This is a genomic window from Bacillus sp. FSL K6-3459, assembly GCF_038003305.1.
Taxonomy (GTDB): Bacteria; Bacillota; Bacilli; order Bacillales; family Bacillaceae; genus Bacillus; species Bacillus pumilus_O.
On the sequence record NZ_JBBOOW010000001.1, the window covers coordinates 829,748 to 845,845 of the forward strand.

The 16,098-nt window shown below is 41.8% G+C and carries 17 protein-coding genes; 14 read left to right on the forward strand and 3 right to left on the reverse strand.

The window, feature by feature from the left end; all coding sequences use genetic code 11:
• Positions 1 to 36: 36 nt before the first annotated feature.
• The gene (locus MHI35_RS03905) at positions 37 to 615 is read right to left on the reverse strand and encodes a TetR family transcriptional regulator (RefSeq protein WP_034620888.1); all 579 of its coding nucleotides are present in this window, start codon (positions 613 to 615) and stop codon (positions 37 to 39) included.
• A 173-nt stretch (positions 616 to 788) separates the two neighbouring features.
• Between MHI35_RS03905 and MHI35_RS03910 the strand changes: the two genes are divergently transcribed.
• The 7 genes from MHI35_RS03910 to MHI35_RS03940 all read left to right on the forward strand — a co-directional run bounded on the left by MHI35_RS03910 (position 789) and on the right by MHI35_RS03940 (position 8,213).
• The gene (locus tag MHI35_RS03910; RefSeq protein ID WP_335349669.1) at positions 789 to 1,337 is read left to right on the forward strand and encodes a VanZ family protein; all 549 of its coding nucleotides are present in this window, start codon (positions 789 to 791) and stop codon (positions 1,335 to 1,337) included.
• Positions 1,334 to 1,798, forward strand: a complete 465-nt coding sequence (locus MHI35_RS03915; protein ID WP_211063688.1) for a DUF6884 domain-containing protein — start codon at positions 1,334 to 1,336, stop codon at positions 1,796 to 1,798. Before MHI35_RS03910 ends, MHI35_RS03915 begins: the two co-directional genes overlap by 4 nt.
• Before the next feature lie 151 nt (positions 1,799 to 1,949).
• Positions 1,950 to 2,579 (forward strand): rhamnogalacturonan acetylesterase, encoded by a 630-nt coding sequence (locus tag MHI35_RS03920; RefSeq protein ID WP_144522571.1) that lies wholly within the window; start codon positions 1,950 to 1,952, stop codon positions 2,577 to 2,579.
• Positions 2,580 to 2,732: 153 nt separating this feature from the next.
• Positions 2,733 to 3,773: an NAD(P)/FAD-dependent oxidoreductase gene (locus MHI35_RS03925; RefSeq protein ID WP_335349668.1), complete on the forward strand. Its 1,041-nt coding sequence runs from the start codon at positions 2,733 to 2,735 to the stop codon at positions 3,771 to 3,773.
• A gap of 69 nt (positions 3,774 to 3,842) precedes the next feature.
• A complete protein-coding gene (locus tag MHI35_RS03930) occupies positions 3,843 to 5,444 on the forward strand; it encodes an AraC family transcriptional regulator (protein WP_335349667.1) in 1,602 nt (533 codons plus the stop codon).
• A 114-nt stretch (positions 5,445 to 5,558) separates the two neighbouring features.
• Positions 5,559 to 6,485 carry an ABC transporter substrate-binding protein gene (locus tag MHI35_RS03935; protein ID WP_335349666.1) on the forward strand — a complete coding sequence of 309 codons (927 nt, stop codon included), beginning with the start codon at positions 5,559 to 5,561 and terminating at the stop codon, positions 6,483 to 6,485.
• A 12-nt stretch (positions 6,486 to 6,497) separates the two neighbouring features.
• A complete protein-coding gene (locus tag MHI35_RS03940) occupies positions 6,498 to 8,213 on the forward strand; it encodes an ABC transporter ATP-binding protein (RefSeq protein ID WP_335349665.1) in 1,716 nt (571 codons plus the stop codon).
• A 75-nt stretch (positions 8,214 to 8,288) separates the two neighbouring features.
• Here the strand turns inward: MHI35_RS03940 and MHI35_RS03945 are convergent, their stop codons facing one another.
• On the reverse strand, positions 8,289 to 8,615 hold the full coding sequence (locus MHI35_RS03945; protein WP_144522602.1) for a YnfA family protein: 327 nt from the start codon (positions 8,613 to 8,615) through the stop codon (positions 8,289 to 8,291).
• A 356-nt stretch (positions 8,616 to 8,971) separates the two neighbouring features.
• Here MHI35_RS03945 and MHI35_RS03950 point away from each other — a divergent pair, with 356 nt between their 5' ends.
• From MHI35_RS03950 to MHI35_RS03975, 6 genes are all read left to right on the forward strand, one after another.
• On the forward strand, positions 8,972 to 9,538 hold the full coding sequence (locus MHI35_RS03950) for an RNA polymerase sigma factor (protein WP_335349664.1): 567 nt from the start codon (positions 8,972 to 8,974) through the stop codon (positions 9,536 to 9,538).
• Complete coding sequence (locus MHI35_RS03955) at positions 9,535 to 10,281, forward strand: anti-sigma factor (protein ID WP_335349663.1); 747 nt, start codon at positions 9,535 to 9,537, stop codon at positions 10,279 to 10,281. Before MHI35_RS03950 ends, MHI35_RS03955 begins: the two co-directional genes overlap by 4 nt.
• A 96-nt stretch (positions 10,282 to 10,377) precedes the next feature.
• Positions 10,378 to 10,881: a hypothetical protein gene (locus MHI35_RS03960; RefSeq protein WP_335349662.1), complete on the forward strand. Its 504-nt coding sequence runs from the start codon at positions 10,378 to 10,380 to the stop codon at positions 10,879 to 10,881.
• 90 nt (positions 10,882 to 10,971) lie between these two features.
• The gene (locus tag MHI35_RS03965; protein WP_335349661.1) at positions 10,972 to 11,997 is read left to right on the forward strand and encodes a zinc-binding alcohol dehydrogenase family protein; all 1,026 of its coding nucleotides are present in this window, start codon (positions 10,972 to 10,974) and stop codon (positions 11,995 to 11,997) included.
• Complete coding sequence (locus tag MHI35_RS03970; protein WP_144522564.1) at positions 11,994 to 12,521, forward strand: YfiT family bacillithiol transferase; 528 nt, start codon at positions 11,994 to 11,996, stop codon at positions 12,519 to 12,521. Before MHI35_RS03965 ends, MHI35_RS03970 begins: the two co-directional genes overlap by 4 nt.
• A gap of 12 nt (positions 12,522 to 12,533) precedes the next feature.
• A complete protein-coding gene (locus tag MHI35_RS03975; RefSeq protein ID WP_088001679.1) occupies positions 12,534 to 12,824 on the forward strand; it encodes a hypothetical protein in 291 nt (96 codons plus the stop codon).
• Positions 12,825 to 12,846: 22 nt separating this feature from the next.
• Here MHI35_RS03975 and MHI35_RS03980 read toward each other — a convergent pair whose 3' ends face one another.
• A complete protein-coding gene (locus tag MHI35_RS03980) occupies positions 12,847 to 13,326 on the reverse strand; it encodes a MarR family transcriptional regulator (RefSeq protein ID WP_088001677.1) in 480 nt (159 codons plus the stop codon).
• Between the two features lie 168 nt (positions 13,327 to 13,494).
• Here MHI35_RS03980 and mprF point away from each other — a divergent pair, with 168 nt between their 5' ends.
• Positions 13,495 to 16,065: a bifunctional lysylphosphatidylglycerol flippase/synthetase MprF gene (gene mprF / locus MHI35_RS03985; protein WP_144522562.1), complete on the forward strand. Its 2,571-nt coding sequence runs from the start codon at positions 13,495 to 13,497 to the stop codon at positions 16,063 to 16,065.
• The last annotated feature ends 33 nt before the right edge of the window (positions 16,066 to 16,098 follow it).

Below are 16,098 nucleotides of genomic sequence, written 5' to 3' on the forward strand. Positions count from 1 at the left end.
AACCAAAAAAGAGCGTACAGCAAGTGCTGTACTAAGTTAAGGTGTCTCTATGCCAAGTGCGTAAAGAAGAAATTGCTTTACCTCTCGCTTTTGAATTAGAACCTCTTCTGTATCTGTTTCTGTAAATAAGTACATTTGCTCAGCAGACGATTCAAGTAAACCGATAATGAATTTCGCTGCATATTGACAATTCAAATTCGCACGGACCCTTTTGTCCTGCTTTGCTTTTTCTAAAAAAGCAGCGACCCATTTGTAAATCGGTTCATAAATATCTTCCCATTCCTTTAAATGCTCCGTGGCAGCTAAACCTGAGTAGGTCAGAGCAAGGACGTCACGGTATTGTCTTGTAAAAGAGAAGATGAATTCGACAAGCGCATCTGCTTGATCGAGGACATCCGCATGCTGAGTGAGTTCCTTTTCAATGGCAGGCACCATCTGCGAGATCAGATGTTCTGCGATAGCAGGCATGACAGACAGTTTTGAAGGAAAATATAAATAGTACGTTCCTTGCGCTACTCCTGCGGCTTTCACAATATCCGAAATGGTCGTCTTTTCAATTCCTTTTTCTTTAAACGCGTCAATGGCAGCAAGCATAATCTTTTCTCGTTTCGACACATCATCACCGACCTTAAATGACTGAATGTCAGTCAGTTTATCTAAAAAATGACGATTTGTCAATATGGGTTTCTCGTCATTGAATAGGAGAATAAGTGATGAATAGATGCGGGCAGGCCTGAATAAGCTGTAAATATGGTCAAGCATTATGCGAGAAAGGGGCAGCTCTCCGTATGACATTCAGTGCGATGTTTTCCATGACTTATTTTCTCCTGCTCGTCCCGCTCTATTTACATATGAGATACAGACAGGCGAAAAAGCAAAAACGATTTATCTATTTACGAACAGAAATCGTTCTTGCCTGTCTGTTTATTTATACGAATGTTTTATTATATTTGACGGTCTTTCCAAATCGTTTTTCCGCACCAAGGGACCAGGTGAGTGTCAACCTCATGCCTTTGCAGTCCATTTATCAAAATCTCTATGCCTATCATCACGGCTATCCCAATCTTGTTTTTTTAAATTTGGCAGGGAACATTTTGTTATTTGTACCACTTGGTTTTTTTCTCTATCAAGCATTCCGAACCTTGCGCTGGCAAAAAGCGATTCTTGCTGGCTTTTTCTTATCTACGATGATTGAAGTGCTTCAATGGGTATTCTCTCAATCTGGTATGATTACAAGAAGCAGCGATATTGATGATATTCTCTTAAATACACTCGGCACAGTGCTAGGGTGTATGTTGTATCGAATGTATCGACGAAGGAAGGAGAAAATTAAGTGAAGCGAGTTTGTATCATCCCATGTGGGGCGAAGAAAATTTGGGACGTCCAGCCAGAAGCAGGAAGCCAGCCGGCGAACCTCGTTTATTTAAGTCCACTGCATCAGCGTACGAAAAGCTATGCTCAAACGTTCTTTTCAGACTGGCTGATCATATCAGCAAAGCATGGATTTTTAAAGGCAAATGATATCATTCATGAAAATTATGATGTGGCTTTTGGTACGCCGCATGCTGATCAGATGACACGTGAAGCACTAAGTGAGCAATTTCATGAAAAACATCTCACTGCATATGATGAATTAGTGATACTAGGTGGAAAGAAATATCGAAAGGTGATCGATCCTTTATTACTTCCTCATCAGACAGCGATTTATCCACTAGCTCCATATAAGGGAATTGGCTACATGCTTCAGGCGTTAAAGCAAGCCGTTGAGACAAAAGTAGAACTTCCGCCGCATATTTAACGTATTCACATCTATCGGTAAGCAGGGTTTTCATCATCAAAAAGAGAATCAATGAGGTAGCGATGCTGATTGTTTCATATCTTTTCAGCAGCCACTAGGATGTCCGCATCGCTTATAAGAGTGGCTATATGAACAAGGGGGCGTATGAACAATGACAACCATCTATTTAGCTGGTGATTCAACTGTTGCATCTTACCTGGATCGTCCTGTTCAAGGAGGATGGGGAGAGTTTTTACATCGCTATACAGCGCAAGATGTGAGCGTCGACAACCGCGCAATTGGTGGAAGAAGCTCAAAAACATTCATTGAAGAAGGACGGCTTGATAAAATATTGGCTGACATTCAGCCTGGGGACTGGCTGTTCACCCAAATGGGGCACAATGATGCTTCAACGGAGAAGCCCGAGCGGCATACAGATCCTTTCACGACGTATAAAAGTTATTTGTCTCAATATATTCACGGAGCAAGAGCGAAAGGAGCTACACCGCTTTTATTAACGCCAGTCGGTCGCTTTCATGAAAAAGACGGAGAATATATCAACGATTTCCCTGATTACTGTGCCGCTATGAAAGAACTAGCTGATGAAGAAGAGGTCCTTCTTGTCGATTTAAATACGGCAAGCCTTCAGTTTTATCAAATTTCCGGCATAGAGAAAACGACTTCTTATTTTATGCTGTCAACAGGTATAGAGGATCGAACGCACTTTACAAAAGAAGGAGCAGATGCGATCGCAAGACTTGTTTCGCTTGAATTAAAAGACCTTGGATTAACGATTGTGTGACGGATGACAGGACGAGAAAGCGCTCGTCCTGTTCTTTTTTTGCAGAAAGCTATTGATTCCCTTCGCCAGAGTAGACTACAATAGGTATATATGATAATGAGAATCAATATCACTTATAAATAGATCAATCGATGAAAAACTGGAGGGACTCAAATGACAGATCAGCTTGAATTATTTGACGTCACCATTATTGGCGGCGGTCCAGCAGGAATGTACACCGCCTTTTATAGTGGGATGCGGGATTTAAAGACGAAGGTACTGGAGTATAACGAAAGCCTTGGCGGAAAAATCCTACTGTATCCTGAAAAGGTCATTTGGGATGTCGGCGGTTTGCCGCCAACAAGAGGCGAACAGTTGATTCAGCAGCTAGAAACGCAGGCGAAAACATTTGAACCAGAGATCGCACTGAATCAAAAAATCACGTCATTCGAACGAGATGAACATCAGAACATTTTGCTGACGGCTGAAAATGGTGATCGTCATTTGACGAAGACCCTTATTTTAGCGATGGGCCACGGCATCCCTGTCCAGCGGAAACTTGAAATCGAGCATGCAGACCGTTATGAAGTGACAAACCTTTATTACACAGTGCAGGAGCTTAAGACATTTGCAGGAAAGCGAGTGGTCATCTCTGGAGGCGGTGACTCAGCGGTTGACTGGGCAAATGCCCTTGTTCCAATTGCTGAAAGTGTCACTGTGGTGCATCGTCGTGACATGTTTGGTGGACATGAGAAAAACGTCGCCAACATGAAGGCATCTTGCGCACGAATTTTAACCCCGCATGAACTGACCGAACTTCATGGTCAAGGTGACAAAATTGATGCGGTCACGATTCAACATTTAGAGACAGGTGAAATCGAACGTATAGAAACAGATGCTGTCATCGTCAACCACGGCATGAAAGGCGATTTAAGTGTGCTATCAGAATGGGGACTCAAGCAAGGTGAATGGGGACTCATCGAGGTCAATGAAAAAATGGAAACCAATTTACCGGGTGTCTATGCAGTAGGCGATTTATGTACACATAAAAGCAAGGTTCGCTTAATTGCTGGGACATTTGTTGACGGAGTCAATGCGCTCAATAGCGCGAAGCTTTACATCGAACCAGAAGCCGAAAAAGTGGCGTATGTTTCTTCTCATAACGAACGCTTTAAAGAGAAAAACAAAGAATTACAAACGGCTTTAGCTCGTTAAAACATCTAGTCAACCATTGAAGTGCTAAAAAATTTTAGCACTTTTTTTATATGGAAGGAGAAAGAGGACATGACAACCCGTACTCATACCATACTGCGCATGAAAGAAAGTAGAGAGCAATCTCTTTCTATCAAACAAACAGTCTCCTGGCAGACATCTTCCCCTATGTTCTTGACATGCGATGGATCTGTGAGAATTGAAATGGAAGGATTACAATATCAGCTAAATGCAAAAGACAGTATGTTGATACGCTCAGGTATAAACGTCATGCTCCAATCTTTATCATGCGAGCAGGTAGCGATTTATACAATCACATTTGACCAGTTTACTCTGGCAAATGATGCGCAAAATGAATTGGTTTATAAGATGAATTATGATGATCTCCCGGATAATGGATCAATGGTTAAAGGCTCTGGCATGCTTTTTTCTTATATCAAACAAATGAAGACGAGTCAAAGCACCCAAGAACAGGTGAAATGGCTGGAGGACATCATGCACATTTTTCACCGTCAATCCAAGCCATACACTGAGAAGGTGCATTATTCTATTGAAATGATTTTGCAGTATATGGCGCAGCATTATGAAAAAAAGCTAACGAGAAAAGACTTAGCCCATAAGATGGGTTTTCATGAGAGTTATTTTTCGACCTTTTTCAAACAAAGTATGGGACTAAGTGTGACGGACTATATTGCTCAAATTCGAATAGATGAAGCAAAAAAACGTCTTCTGCAAACAGATGATCAAATTCAAATGATTGCGCGGCAAGTGGGCTATACAGACAGTTTATATTTCAGCAGGATATTCAGGCAGAAGACAGGAAGGTCCCCTAGTCAGTTCCGAAACAATCGAAGACCAGAGCGGATTGCTGCTTTTCAATTTGTCGGAACATTGGTCGCGCTAGGCATTCGCCCTGTCTGCATTGACCAAGATACCTTTCTCCATTCAAATATACTCAAAGATCAGCTGGCCGGTGTGCTCGTCATAGATGAATACACGCCTGATGACGTCTTCAAATCACTTCAGCTAGATTTAATCATCATTCCTAACTATTTTTATTCGAAGCCTGCGCTGATCGAGCGGTTGGAGCGGATTGCCCCTGTCCTTGTTCTGCCATATGGCGGTGGTCATGTGGTACAAGAGGTCTTATCTACAGGTCGTCTGTTAGGAAGAGAGAAAGAGGCAGATGCTTGGGTGAAACGCTTCGAGCATCTCTGTCAAAAGGCAAGAAATGATCTATCTTCTTTTAGGAAAAAAGGAGAGACAGTGGCGATTTATGAAATGAGAGGACATGACAAAGTGTATATGTGGTCCTATGAAGCTAGAGGCGCCTTCTACCTTTATGAAACGCTTGACCTAAAGCCTCCGAAGACGATTCTAGAAGAAGTTCTTCTCCCCAATCAACATACAGTCATACCTTTAGAGAGGTTAAGAGAATATGAGGCGGATCACATGTTTTTTATTGTAGGTGTTGAACATGGGTGGTATGAACAAATGGATCAGCGGCTGGAGGAAAGCGATGTTCTTCGTCAATTGTCCGCTGTGAAAAACGGCACCTTCTATCCACTAAAGCTAGAGGAGTTTCGATTTGATGAGGGGGAGCGGGTGATTCATTTAATGAACCGATTTGTCTCCCAATTGACTCAAGGTAGCCTATCCAACAATTGTCCATAAGTAAGTTGCGAGAATCCTCCATAGACCACTTCGTATGAGGTTGATAGAATACATGAGACTAGTAATTGATAACTATTCTCATTTGTATCATGAAAATGAAGGAGGAATACTCATATGAAAAAGACATATTGGATAAGTGCTGTCATCCTCATGCTGGTATTGTCAGCCTGTGGTCATAAAGAACAAGCCAAAACGGCAGAAACAAAGGAACAAACGAAAACCATTGAGACTGTAAAAGGAAAAATCGACATTCCAGCAAACCCAAAACGCATTCTCATAGATGGATATCTAGGCAGTGCAATTGCATTGGAAGTTCACCCTGTAGGTGCAACAACACAAGATTTAAAGAATGTACACCTGAAGGACAAGATCAAAGGTATAGAGGACATTAGTGACGAGCGTTCAGCTGAAAAAGTCCTTAGCTTAAAGCCTGATCTGATTATCACAGCCGTACAGGATGAAAAGGTCTATGATGTGTATAAAAAAATAGCGCCAACGCTCGTATATCCGTACAGTTCATTCAAAGATGCACATGAAGAAATCACGACTTTGGCTAAAGTGTTAAACAAAGAAGAGGAAGGAAAGGCATTTCTCGCCTCCTTTGATCAACGAATTGAAACAGCTCGAAAAAAAGTGAAGTCTGCATTAAAAGAGAATGAAACAGTGTCCATCATGGGCGCATTTAAAAATGATGTGTTTGTGTATGGGAACGGAATTTACCGAGGTGGACAAGCGCTCTATCAACAACTGAAAATGAACCCACCGAAAGAGGTCGAAGATACAATTTTAAACAGTAAAACAGGCTACGAAGTACTTTCCTATGAAACCCTTCCGAAATATGCAGGAGATTATATATTCATTGATGAATCCAATGGCGGGACATTTGATAAAAATAATTCCATCTGGAAGAGTTTAAAAGCTGTCAAAAAAGAGCAAACCTATCAACTGGATGCAGATTTCTTTTGGCCTTATGATCCCATTGCAGTCATGAATCAAGCTGACAAATTTGCTGATATATTGACAGATTTATCTCATCAATAGGGGGTCTGTCAATTGTTCAAACGCTTTTTTTCATACTACAAACCCTATATGGGGCTATTTATATTAGATTTTTCCTGTGCGGTACTGGCGGCCTTACTCGAACTATCCTTTCCACTAGCCATCAGTAAAGTGATGGACGATTTACTGCCAAATGGTAATTGGGAAGCTATTTGGTTCTGGGGCAGTTTACTGCTTATCTTATATGTTATCAGCTCCACCATGCATTACGTTGTCACCTATTTTGGTCATAAGTTGGGGATCAATATTGAGACCGATATGAGGAACCAGCTATTCTCTCATGTACAGAGAATGTCCTTCCGTTTCTTTGACCAAAAGAAAACAGGCAAGCTCGTTTCCCGTATGACCAATGACTTGATGGATATTGGAGAGATGGCACATCACGGCCCAGAGGATTTATTTATCGCTATCATGACCTTAACGGGCGCGTTTGGCCTCATGCTATCAATTAACTGGCAGCTTGCCGTACTCACATTTATTGTCGTTCCATTCCTGATTGGACTATCCGTCTACTTTACGAAAAAAATGTCTGCTGCTTTTGATAAAATGTTTTCAAGCATTGGACAATTCCATTCACGAGTGGAAAACAATATTAGCGGCATCCGTGTGGTGAAAGCATTCGGGAATGAGTCACATGAAATGGACAGTTTTATCGAGCATAATGAGGAGTTTAGAAAAACAAAACTGACAACGTATAAAATGATGGCACTGCACACAGCGGTGAGTCATTTACTCATTAAGAGCGTCACCGTTTTTGGACTGGTGTGCGGTGCATGGTTTGTACTGCAAAAAAATATGACGTATGGGGAATTTGTTTCATTCGTCCTATTAACAGGTATTTTCTTAGGACCAATTCAACAAATCAATGCAGTCATTGAAATGTATCCGAAAGGTGCAGCCGGCTTTAAACGATTCGCATCACTCATCGATCAAACACCAGATGAAAAGGATGATGAGGATGCAATCGAAGTTCAGCAGTTAAAAGGGAATATCATTTTTGACCACGTATCTTTTCAATATGAATCAAGCAAACCTGTGTTGCATGACATCAATCTAGAGGTCAAACAAGGAGAGAAAATCGCCATTGTCGGCCCATCTGGTGCTGGAAAATCGACCCTTTGTAGTTTGATTCCCCGTTTTTATGAATGGCAGAAGGGAAGCATTACAATTGATGGCATAGAAACGAGAAAGATGACACTTGCATCGCTGCGTTCACAAATTGGTGTCGTGCAGCAAGAGATTTATTTATTTCATGGAACGATACGTGAAAACATCCTATACGGTAAACTGAATGCATCGGAAGAGGAAATTTGGCAGGCAGTAGAGAAGGCTCAGCTCATGGACTTAGTCAATAGTTTGCCAAAAGGGCTTGATACGGTCATTGGTGAGCGCGGGATGATGTTATCTGGCGGACAAAAACAACGTATCTCCATTGCACGTATTTTCTTAAAAAATCCGCCCGTTTTCATTTTAGATGAGGCGACCTCTTCGCTTGATACTGAGACAGAGTCTTTTATCCAAGCATCACTAGAAGAGCTGGCAGAAGGACGAACGACCTTCATTATTGCGCATCGTTTAGCGACAATACAGCATGCTGACCGCATTATCGTTCTCACAAAAGAAGGCGTAAAAGAGCAAGGAAAACATGAAGAATTACTCAAAATGAACGGTCTATACCGCCGGTTATACGAAACACAATTTAGAATGTAAACTTTATACTGAAAAGAAGACAAAGGGCTAAAATCATCTCATTTTAGCCCTTTTTGATTTGTAGAAATGAGAAGATTAACTGCGAGGCGCAAATAACATCACACTGACCCCAGCTAAACAGATCAAAGCACCCATCCAGTCGTAGAGATCAGGCGTTTTTCGATCAACCCACCAGCCCCAAAACACAGCAAGAACCACAAATACACCGCCATAGGCCGCATAAACCCGTCCGAACGTCGGGAACTGCTGGAAGGTAGGAATGATCCCGTAAGCGACGAGGATGAGGCTGCCGGCGATCCCGAAGCTGATTGGTTTTGCTTCACGCAGCCAAAGCCACACAAGATAGCCGCCGCCAATTTCTGCTATTCCTGCTAATAAAAAAAGAACGATCGTCAACATCATGTAAGGACACTCCAATTCATTTCGTTACCTTCTATTATGACATGTTGAAAAAATGCGTTCTACTTCATTTACATTGTGAGGGAGACGAGAGTTTGCTAGAATCAACTGGACAATGATTGGGAACACATGGATTCTTGACTTTTTGGAGATAAATGATCCAAATGACCTTTCTTTTCGTAAAGTAAGTACATTCTCATGAGGAGCACACTTCCTTTTTCGGCGCTCTTTTTTTCTCCTTGAAAAAAGAGTAAAGTACAAAGTAGGCTTATTTCAGTAAGTAGAGTGATAAGCAATACGTGAAGGATTTCATGATGAATGCAGCATGCTCTTTCTCATGAAAAAGGAAGGAGATGACCATGGATACACTGAAAGATTCTGAGCTGTATCACAAGATCAAAATTGATCGTCACAAGCCTTCACTTGAAGTGCTGTATGATCGCTATGAACGTGTGTTATATTCGTTTATTTATAAACTGACTGGAAGCCGTGAGCTTGCGGAGGAAGTGCTTCAAGAAGTCTTTATCAAGCTCTGGCGCGGGATAGGAGAATATCATACGGATAAAGGCAAATTCTCCTCGTGGTTATTCATGATGTCACGCAACACAGCCATTGATCTCCTAAGAAAGAACAGGAACGAAACGGCACTAGAAGACGAGCATATTGAATATTTAGCCGATCATCAAGAAGATGTATCAAAGGAAGTCGAATGGAACGAGGAAAAACAAATCATACGTGAAGCAGTATCTACATTGTCAAAAGAACAGCAAACCATCATAGAAGATGTCTATTTTAAAGGAATGACACAAAAAAGCATTGCTGAAAAGCTAGGCATCCCCATTGGAACGGTGAAGGGAAGGGTTCGATTGTCATTGAAGCACTTACGGACGAGACTGTCTCGCGGGGGAAAGGAGGAAGAGGCATGACTCAGTGTAAACATCAAGTGATTGATTATTTCAACGGACATATCCAAGGAGAAGAAAAAGCACAATTTGAAGAGCACCTCAAGAACTGCTCAGCTTGCAAAGAAGAGCTTGAAGAATTGACATCGCTCATGTCTGACATTCCATTTCTAGCAGGTGACCAAACACCTCCGGCAGGGATGAAAGACCGTATTTTATCCAAGGTGTTTGAAGAAGAGACAGTCGAAGAAAAGAATAGCCATAGGAAAGAGTTTAAGGCAGCACGTGAACAAAACGAGATCAAGCCACTACAAAAGAAACGAAATCAATGGCTCTTGCCACTCGTTGCCGCACTGCTTCTCATTTCAGCAGCTGGAAACGTGTATTTCTTATCGAATGGGAAAGAACAGGCGGAAGAACCTGTCACGGTTGTAGCGACAAAATCACTGGCATCAGCCGCATCACCAAAAACAACGGGTGCTTTCTCAGTGATTGAGCATAACGGCAAAAAAGAGTTGGTTGTGAGTGCAGACGGATTAAAGGATCAGCTTGATTCATCTGCTGTTTATCAAGTGTGGCTCATTAAAGGCGATCAACCGGTACCAGCTGGTGCCTTTAAAACAGATAACAAAGGAGAAGGAACCGTCACCTATGCGTTATCTGAAAAAGAAGCGAGCGAATCATGGGATACCGTGGCAGTCACCCTTGAACCCAAAAAGGATAACAAGCTGCCGCAAGGACCTGTCGTACTAAGCGCTGCTTTTTAAATATGATTCAGGAAGGATGCCTTTTTGGCATCCTTTTTTGATAGGCAGAGGGAACTTTTGGGCAGAACAGACGTAGTACATATGGAGGTGAAACAGATGAAACCATACATAGAAAAAGAACTATTTCTCTTATCAGTGAGACACGCATGTGTAGCCATTTATTTTCTTGTTATCCCATTTTTGATCCCATTCTTTTATCGACCATCTCTTTTATTCATTACGCTCATTGCACTTTTTATCACTCATAACATAGCCGAAAGTATCATTTGGTTTTATAAATCGAGAAAGATCAGAAAGCATCAGTCTGGTGATCTATCGAAACAAGGACATGTCTTGACCCAGATCGCACAAAGGCTTGAACAGCTGATGATGATTAGTTTTGTGGTGTTTTTTATCAACGAATGGATACAGGGGATAGCAGATATGTCTAATCTCTTCTTCATTACTTTTTTCTTCATCATTGTTATCCTGCAACACATCCAGATTTATTACGTTCAGCTATTCTTTAAATCCAAAAGCTGGTTCTCTTATGTTCCTTCATGGCAAAGAGCTCGCCCTTCTTATATAGCGAGGGAGCGAAAGGCTTTGGATAGATCCTAAATGTGCAGTCACTTGTTCTATCTATCCATTAACATCAGAAAATTATGATAAAATGTGGAAAAGAAGCATGAAGAAAGGGAGTGCGAGCGAGTGAAAGCTGTTGGACTATTGGAGTACTTACCGATCGAGCATGAGCAAAGCTTGGTGGATCAGGTAGTAGAAAAACCTAAAGCAATAGGCAGGGATATACTGGTGAAAGTTGAAGCTGTGTCAGTGAATCCAGTGGATACGAAGGTGAGATTACCGAAGGATCAGAAGGAAGAAAAACTGAAAATTCTTGGCTATGATGCAAGCGGTACGGTTGTTGAAGTCGGAGAAGCGTGTACATTATTTCAGCCAGGTGATCACGTGTACTATGCGGGAGATATCACGCGTCAAGGCTCAAATAGTGAGTATCAGCTTGTGGATGAACGTATTGTGGCAAAAAAGCCTGCCAATCTCTCCTTTGCAGAAGCAGCCGCGATGCCTCTGACGACGATTACGGCATATGAAGCGTTATTTGACCGGATGCATATGAAGCAAAATGTAGAAGGGGCAACACTGCTCATCATCGGCGGTGCAGGCGGAGTAGGTTCTATCGCCATCCAACTAGCCAAATTAGCAAATGCCACTGTGATCGCCACCGCATCAAGACCTGAAACAAAAGAGTGGTGTCTGTCATTAGGTGCTGATCATATCATTGATCATCATGAGCCGCTTCTTGCGCAGCTTCAGGAAAAAGGAATAGGCGAAGTGGATTTCATTTTATGCCTAAATGATACAGACGGTCATTTCAAAGGCATGGCAGAAGCCATAAAACCGCAAGGCACGATCTGTACTATTGTTGAGAATCAGCACAACTTAGACATTCAATTACTCAAAAATAAAAGTGCTGCATTTGTATGGGAGTTTATGTTCACACGCCCTATGTACAAAACAGCAGACATGATCAAACAGCATGAGCTTTTAACAGAGGCGGCTGAGTTATTTGAACAGGGGACATTGACGCATACGTTAACAAAGGTTCTCAGTCCGATCAATGCCGCTCATTTAAAGCAGGCACATCAAACCCTTGAACAAGGAAAGATGATTGGCAAATTTGTGCTAGAAGGATTTGAGAAAGGGGAGAGTGTATGACATCATTACAATATCCGATTGGCTTATATGAACCGGTTGAAAATAAAACAAAGGAACAGCTAGAGGCATGGATTGATCAGTTAGCTGAGATTCCACAACAATATGAAGCGGTTACCAATCAATTGACAGATGCTCAGCTGGATACACCCTATCGGCCTGGAGGATGGACCGTCCGTCAGCTCATTCATCACGTAGCAGACAGTCACCTGAATGCATACTTACGATTCAAGCTTGCGCTCACAGAAGAAACACCGCACATCCGTCCATATGATCAGGCGGGATTCGCCGAGCTTCCAGATAGCAAAGCGCCTATCAGCCTATCACTGCCCTTCATCAGCAGTTTGCATCGCAGGTGGGTGACATTAGTTAGAGGGATGACAGAGGAAGACTTCACAGCGTCTTATTATCACCCAGCCGATCAACAAACGGTGTCCTTATATGATGCAACAGGAATGTACGTCTGGCACTCAAAGCATCACCTTGCCCATATCACGGAATTAATCAAAAGAAATCAATGGAATTAAAGGAGTCATGACATGTCTGGTAGAAGAATTGTCGGCGCCATGTTTATTTGTATGGCAGCATTGTTTTATTTAGCAAAATATGTTCTTTTCGAGCTTCATTATTCTGGAATGAGCTTTGATGAAGATGTAAATAATTTTCAACTTCTAGAAGAGGTGCTGCCTGGCGGTACGTGGATCAGCATTTTATTTCTCATCATCGGTTTAGCCTATCTTTTATGGGATGACAGAGTCGTTCTTCAAAAAACCTTCATCCTCTCAGATAAACAAGTAGAAGAAGAAATAAAAAAGACGGATCTCAAGTGACCGTCTTTTTTTCTTTACATGTTTAGCCGCGTTCAGGCCGCAGTGCTTTTTCTAAAATAGCCAGCCCTTCGTTGACTTTTTCTTTTTCCTCGTCATTGAGCCGTTGCAGGGAGTTTTTGATTTTTTCGTGTCCTTTTTGATAAATGCTTCTGAAAATATTTTTCGCTTCCTCAGTTAGTTCGACGACAATGATTCTCCGGTCACGCTCAGAGTGCTTTCGTTCAACAAATTTAGATTGTTCTAACCGGTCAAGCAGACCTGTCATATTGGACAAAGAAGCGCCCATTTTTTCAGCGATTTCGGATACCTTGAGAGAGCCATGGTTATTGAGCAGCATGAGCACCTTCATTTGAGGCATACTCATATCGAGCTTCATCCATTCTGACACATCTCCAAGACCTGCAGCTGTGAGTACTTTCATATAAAGCACCCATGTCTTTTTTTCCTCTGGAGATAGAATCTCTTCTTTTAATACGGTGGTGTCATGAATATTATATTCCACGCTTGTTCACTTCCTTTAAGCGGCTCTTTTCTCTATATTACTGATTTTTACTTCTAATTGAAAGATTCGTCAAGCTTTTGAATGTTAAACTGCATGAATCAAGTGGTATTTGTTGTATAATAATGGTCAGTCGAAATAAATGAAGCAACTTAGAAAGTTGGGAAAATCATGTGGAACAAAAAAACGGGTATGACGATCTTAAAAATGCTTTTTCCGATCGTGATTATCCTTGTCTTAATTTTTGTCGCCAAGAAGGAACTGAGCGGCCTTTCCATTAAAAAAACGTTTTATATCATCGACAGCTTGAATCGAATGGACTTGTTTATTCTTGTCTTTCTTGGACTTGTCGCAGTGTTATCCATGTCCTTATATGATTTTATTTTACGAAAAAGCCTGAATATGCCGATCAGCGGCTGGAAAACGATTCGCATTTCTTGGATTGCGAACTCCTTCAACAGTGTCCTTGGGTTCGGTGGTTTATCAGGAGCAGGGCTTAGAACACTTCTATACAAGGAGTACATAACCGATACGAAAAAACTGCTCAAAGGCATTGCCCTTTTGACTTCCTCGGTCCTTTTGGGCTTATCTATTTTCAGCGACCTGATCTTGGTGAGGGTGCTTCCTGTTGAAAGTATTATCAGCCAAGAGCCGTGGCTATGGGCATTTGTCATTATCTTTGCCTGTATTGTGCCCATTTACATTATTATGGCGTCCGTACGAAAAAGCTCGATTGAGAGCGGTGAAAGCGGACTGAAGCATCCGATTTACGCTTATATCGGTGCATCATTTTTAGAATGGCTGGCAGCTGGCCTTGTCATGTATATGGCTGTCGTCTCTATGGGGATGAATGTCGATGTTCGGATTGTTTTAGGTATATTTGCGATTGCGTCAATTGGCGGTTTAATCAGTATGGTTCCGGGCGGATTTGGTTCTTTTGATCTTATCTTTTTACTGAGCATGCAGTACATTGGGTTTGATAAAGAGATGGTACTGACGGCGCTCGTTTTGTACCGCTTCGTGTACTCGATCTTCCCGTTTATCCTTGGGCTTTGCTTAGCTGCTTATGACTTAACGGGAACGACGCTTAGACGTCTTGAAGGCAATCCGAGAATGGCACCAGCCGTAGAAACAACGAACGTCTTAATTGTGTTGCACCGTGCTTTATTAATCCGTTTATTGTACGGATCATTATCAATTTTAACCTTCGGAAGCGGCTTGCTCATTATGGCGTCTGTTGTCCTTCCTGTCGATCGATTAGGCGTGATTACGAGCATTCCACGCTTTTTGTTATCAGGTTTTAATGGTCTTTCTTTAATGTTCGGCATTATCCTGATGGTTTTGTCCATTGAAGTATACAAACGAACGAAAAGATCGTATGTGCTAACAATGATCGCCCTAGCAGGCGGATTTGTGTTTACTTTGTTAAAAGGATTTAACCTGAGTCTTATCTTTATACTGCCAGTCATCATGGTTGTATTTTTCTCTCTTCGAAATCAATTTGTGAAGCAGCAGGCCCCTTATTCGTTGTATCAGTTTGTGGCGGCTGCCGCTGGTTATTTACTCGTGCTATTTAACTATAATGTCATCGGCAATTTTATTTGGACCAAAATCGGGCATTTCTTGAGTAAGGATTACCTTGTGCATAATGAACGGCATATCACAATGACAAGCATGATTGCGCTCATCGGTGTACCGCTTTTCTTCTTCATTAGTAAATTGATCTTTAATAAAAAAGCATTTCCGATTGGAGAAAAAGCCGATGAGGAAAAATTAAAAACATTTTTAGAAGAAAAGGGTGGCAATGCCCTTAGTCATCTTGGCTTTTTAGGCGACAAAAAATTATTTTTCTCAAGTGATGGAGAGGCGATGCTTCAATTTGGGCGCATTGGCCGCTGCGTCATTGTGCTCGGAGATCCCTCTGGACGTAAAGCATCCTATCCACTTGTACTTGAAGAGTTTTTACAGCAAACAGAAAAAGCAGGCTATCGCGTTGCTTTTTATCAAGTAGAACGGGAAGGGATGGCGCTCTACCATGACTTAGGCTTTCATTTCTTTAAGCTTGGAGAAGAAGCCATGGTCGATTTAGAAACGTTCTCTCTCTCCGGTAAGAAAAAATCAAATTTACGGGCTGTGGCCAATAAGTTTGAACGAGAAGGCTATACGTTTGAAATGCTGGAACCGCCTTTTTCAGACGAGTTCATCGCAACCTTAAAACAGATTTCTGATAGCTGGCTCGGAAAGAAAAAAGAAAAAGGATTTTCGCTCGGGTATTTTCAAGAAGATTATCTTCAAAAAGCTCCGATTGCGATACTAAAGGATGAACAAGGGGAGATCATTTCTTTTGTGTCACTCATGCCGATGTATCAAGAAGGGGAGATATCCATCGACCTGATGCGTCATATGCATGATGCGCCGAACGGGATGATGGATGCGCTTTTTATCCACCTTTTTCAATGGGCGAAAGAAAAAGGCTACAAATCCTTTAACATGGGAATGGCACCTTTATCAAATGTAGGAACATTTCATCAGTCCTTTCTCACGGAGCGTTTGGCGAGTGTTATTTTCAACAACGTCAGATTTATGTACAGCTTCAGCGGATTACGCTCGTTTAAACAGAAATATAAACCTGAATGGCGCGGAAAATATTTAGCGTATAAAAAGAATACGTCATTACCTGTCACCATGGTGCTTGTCACCAAGCTGATAGGGATGGACCCAAATCGCAACCGCCGTCCATAGATCAAAAACCTTTACCTTTCACTAGGTGAAGGT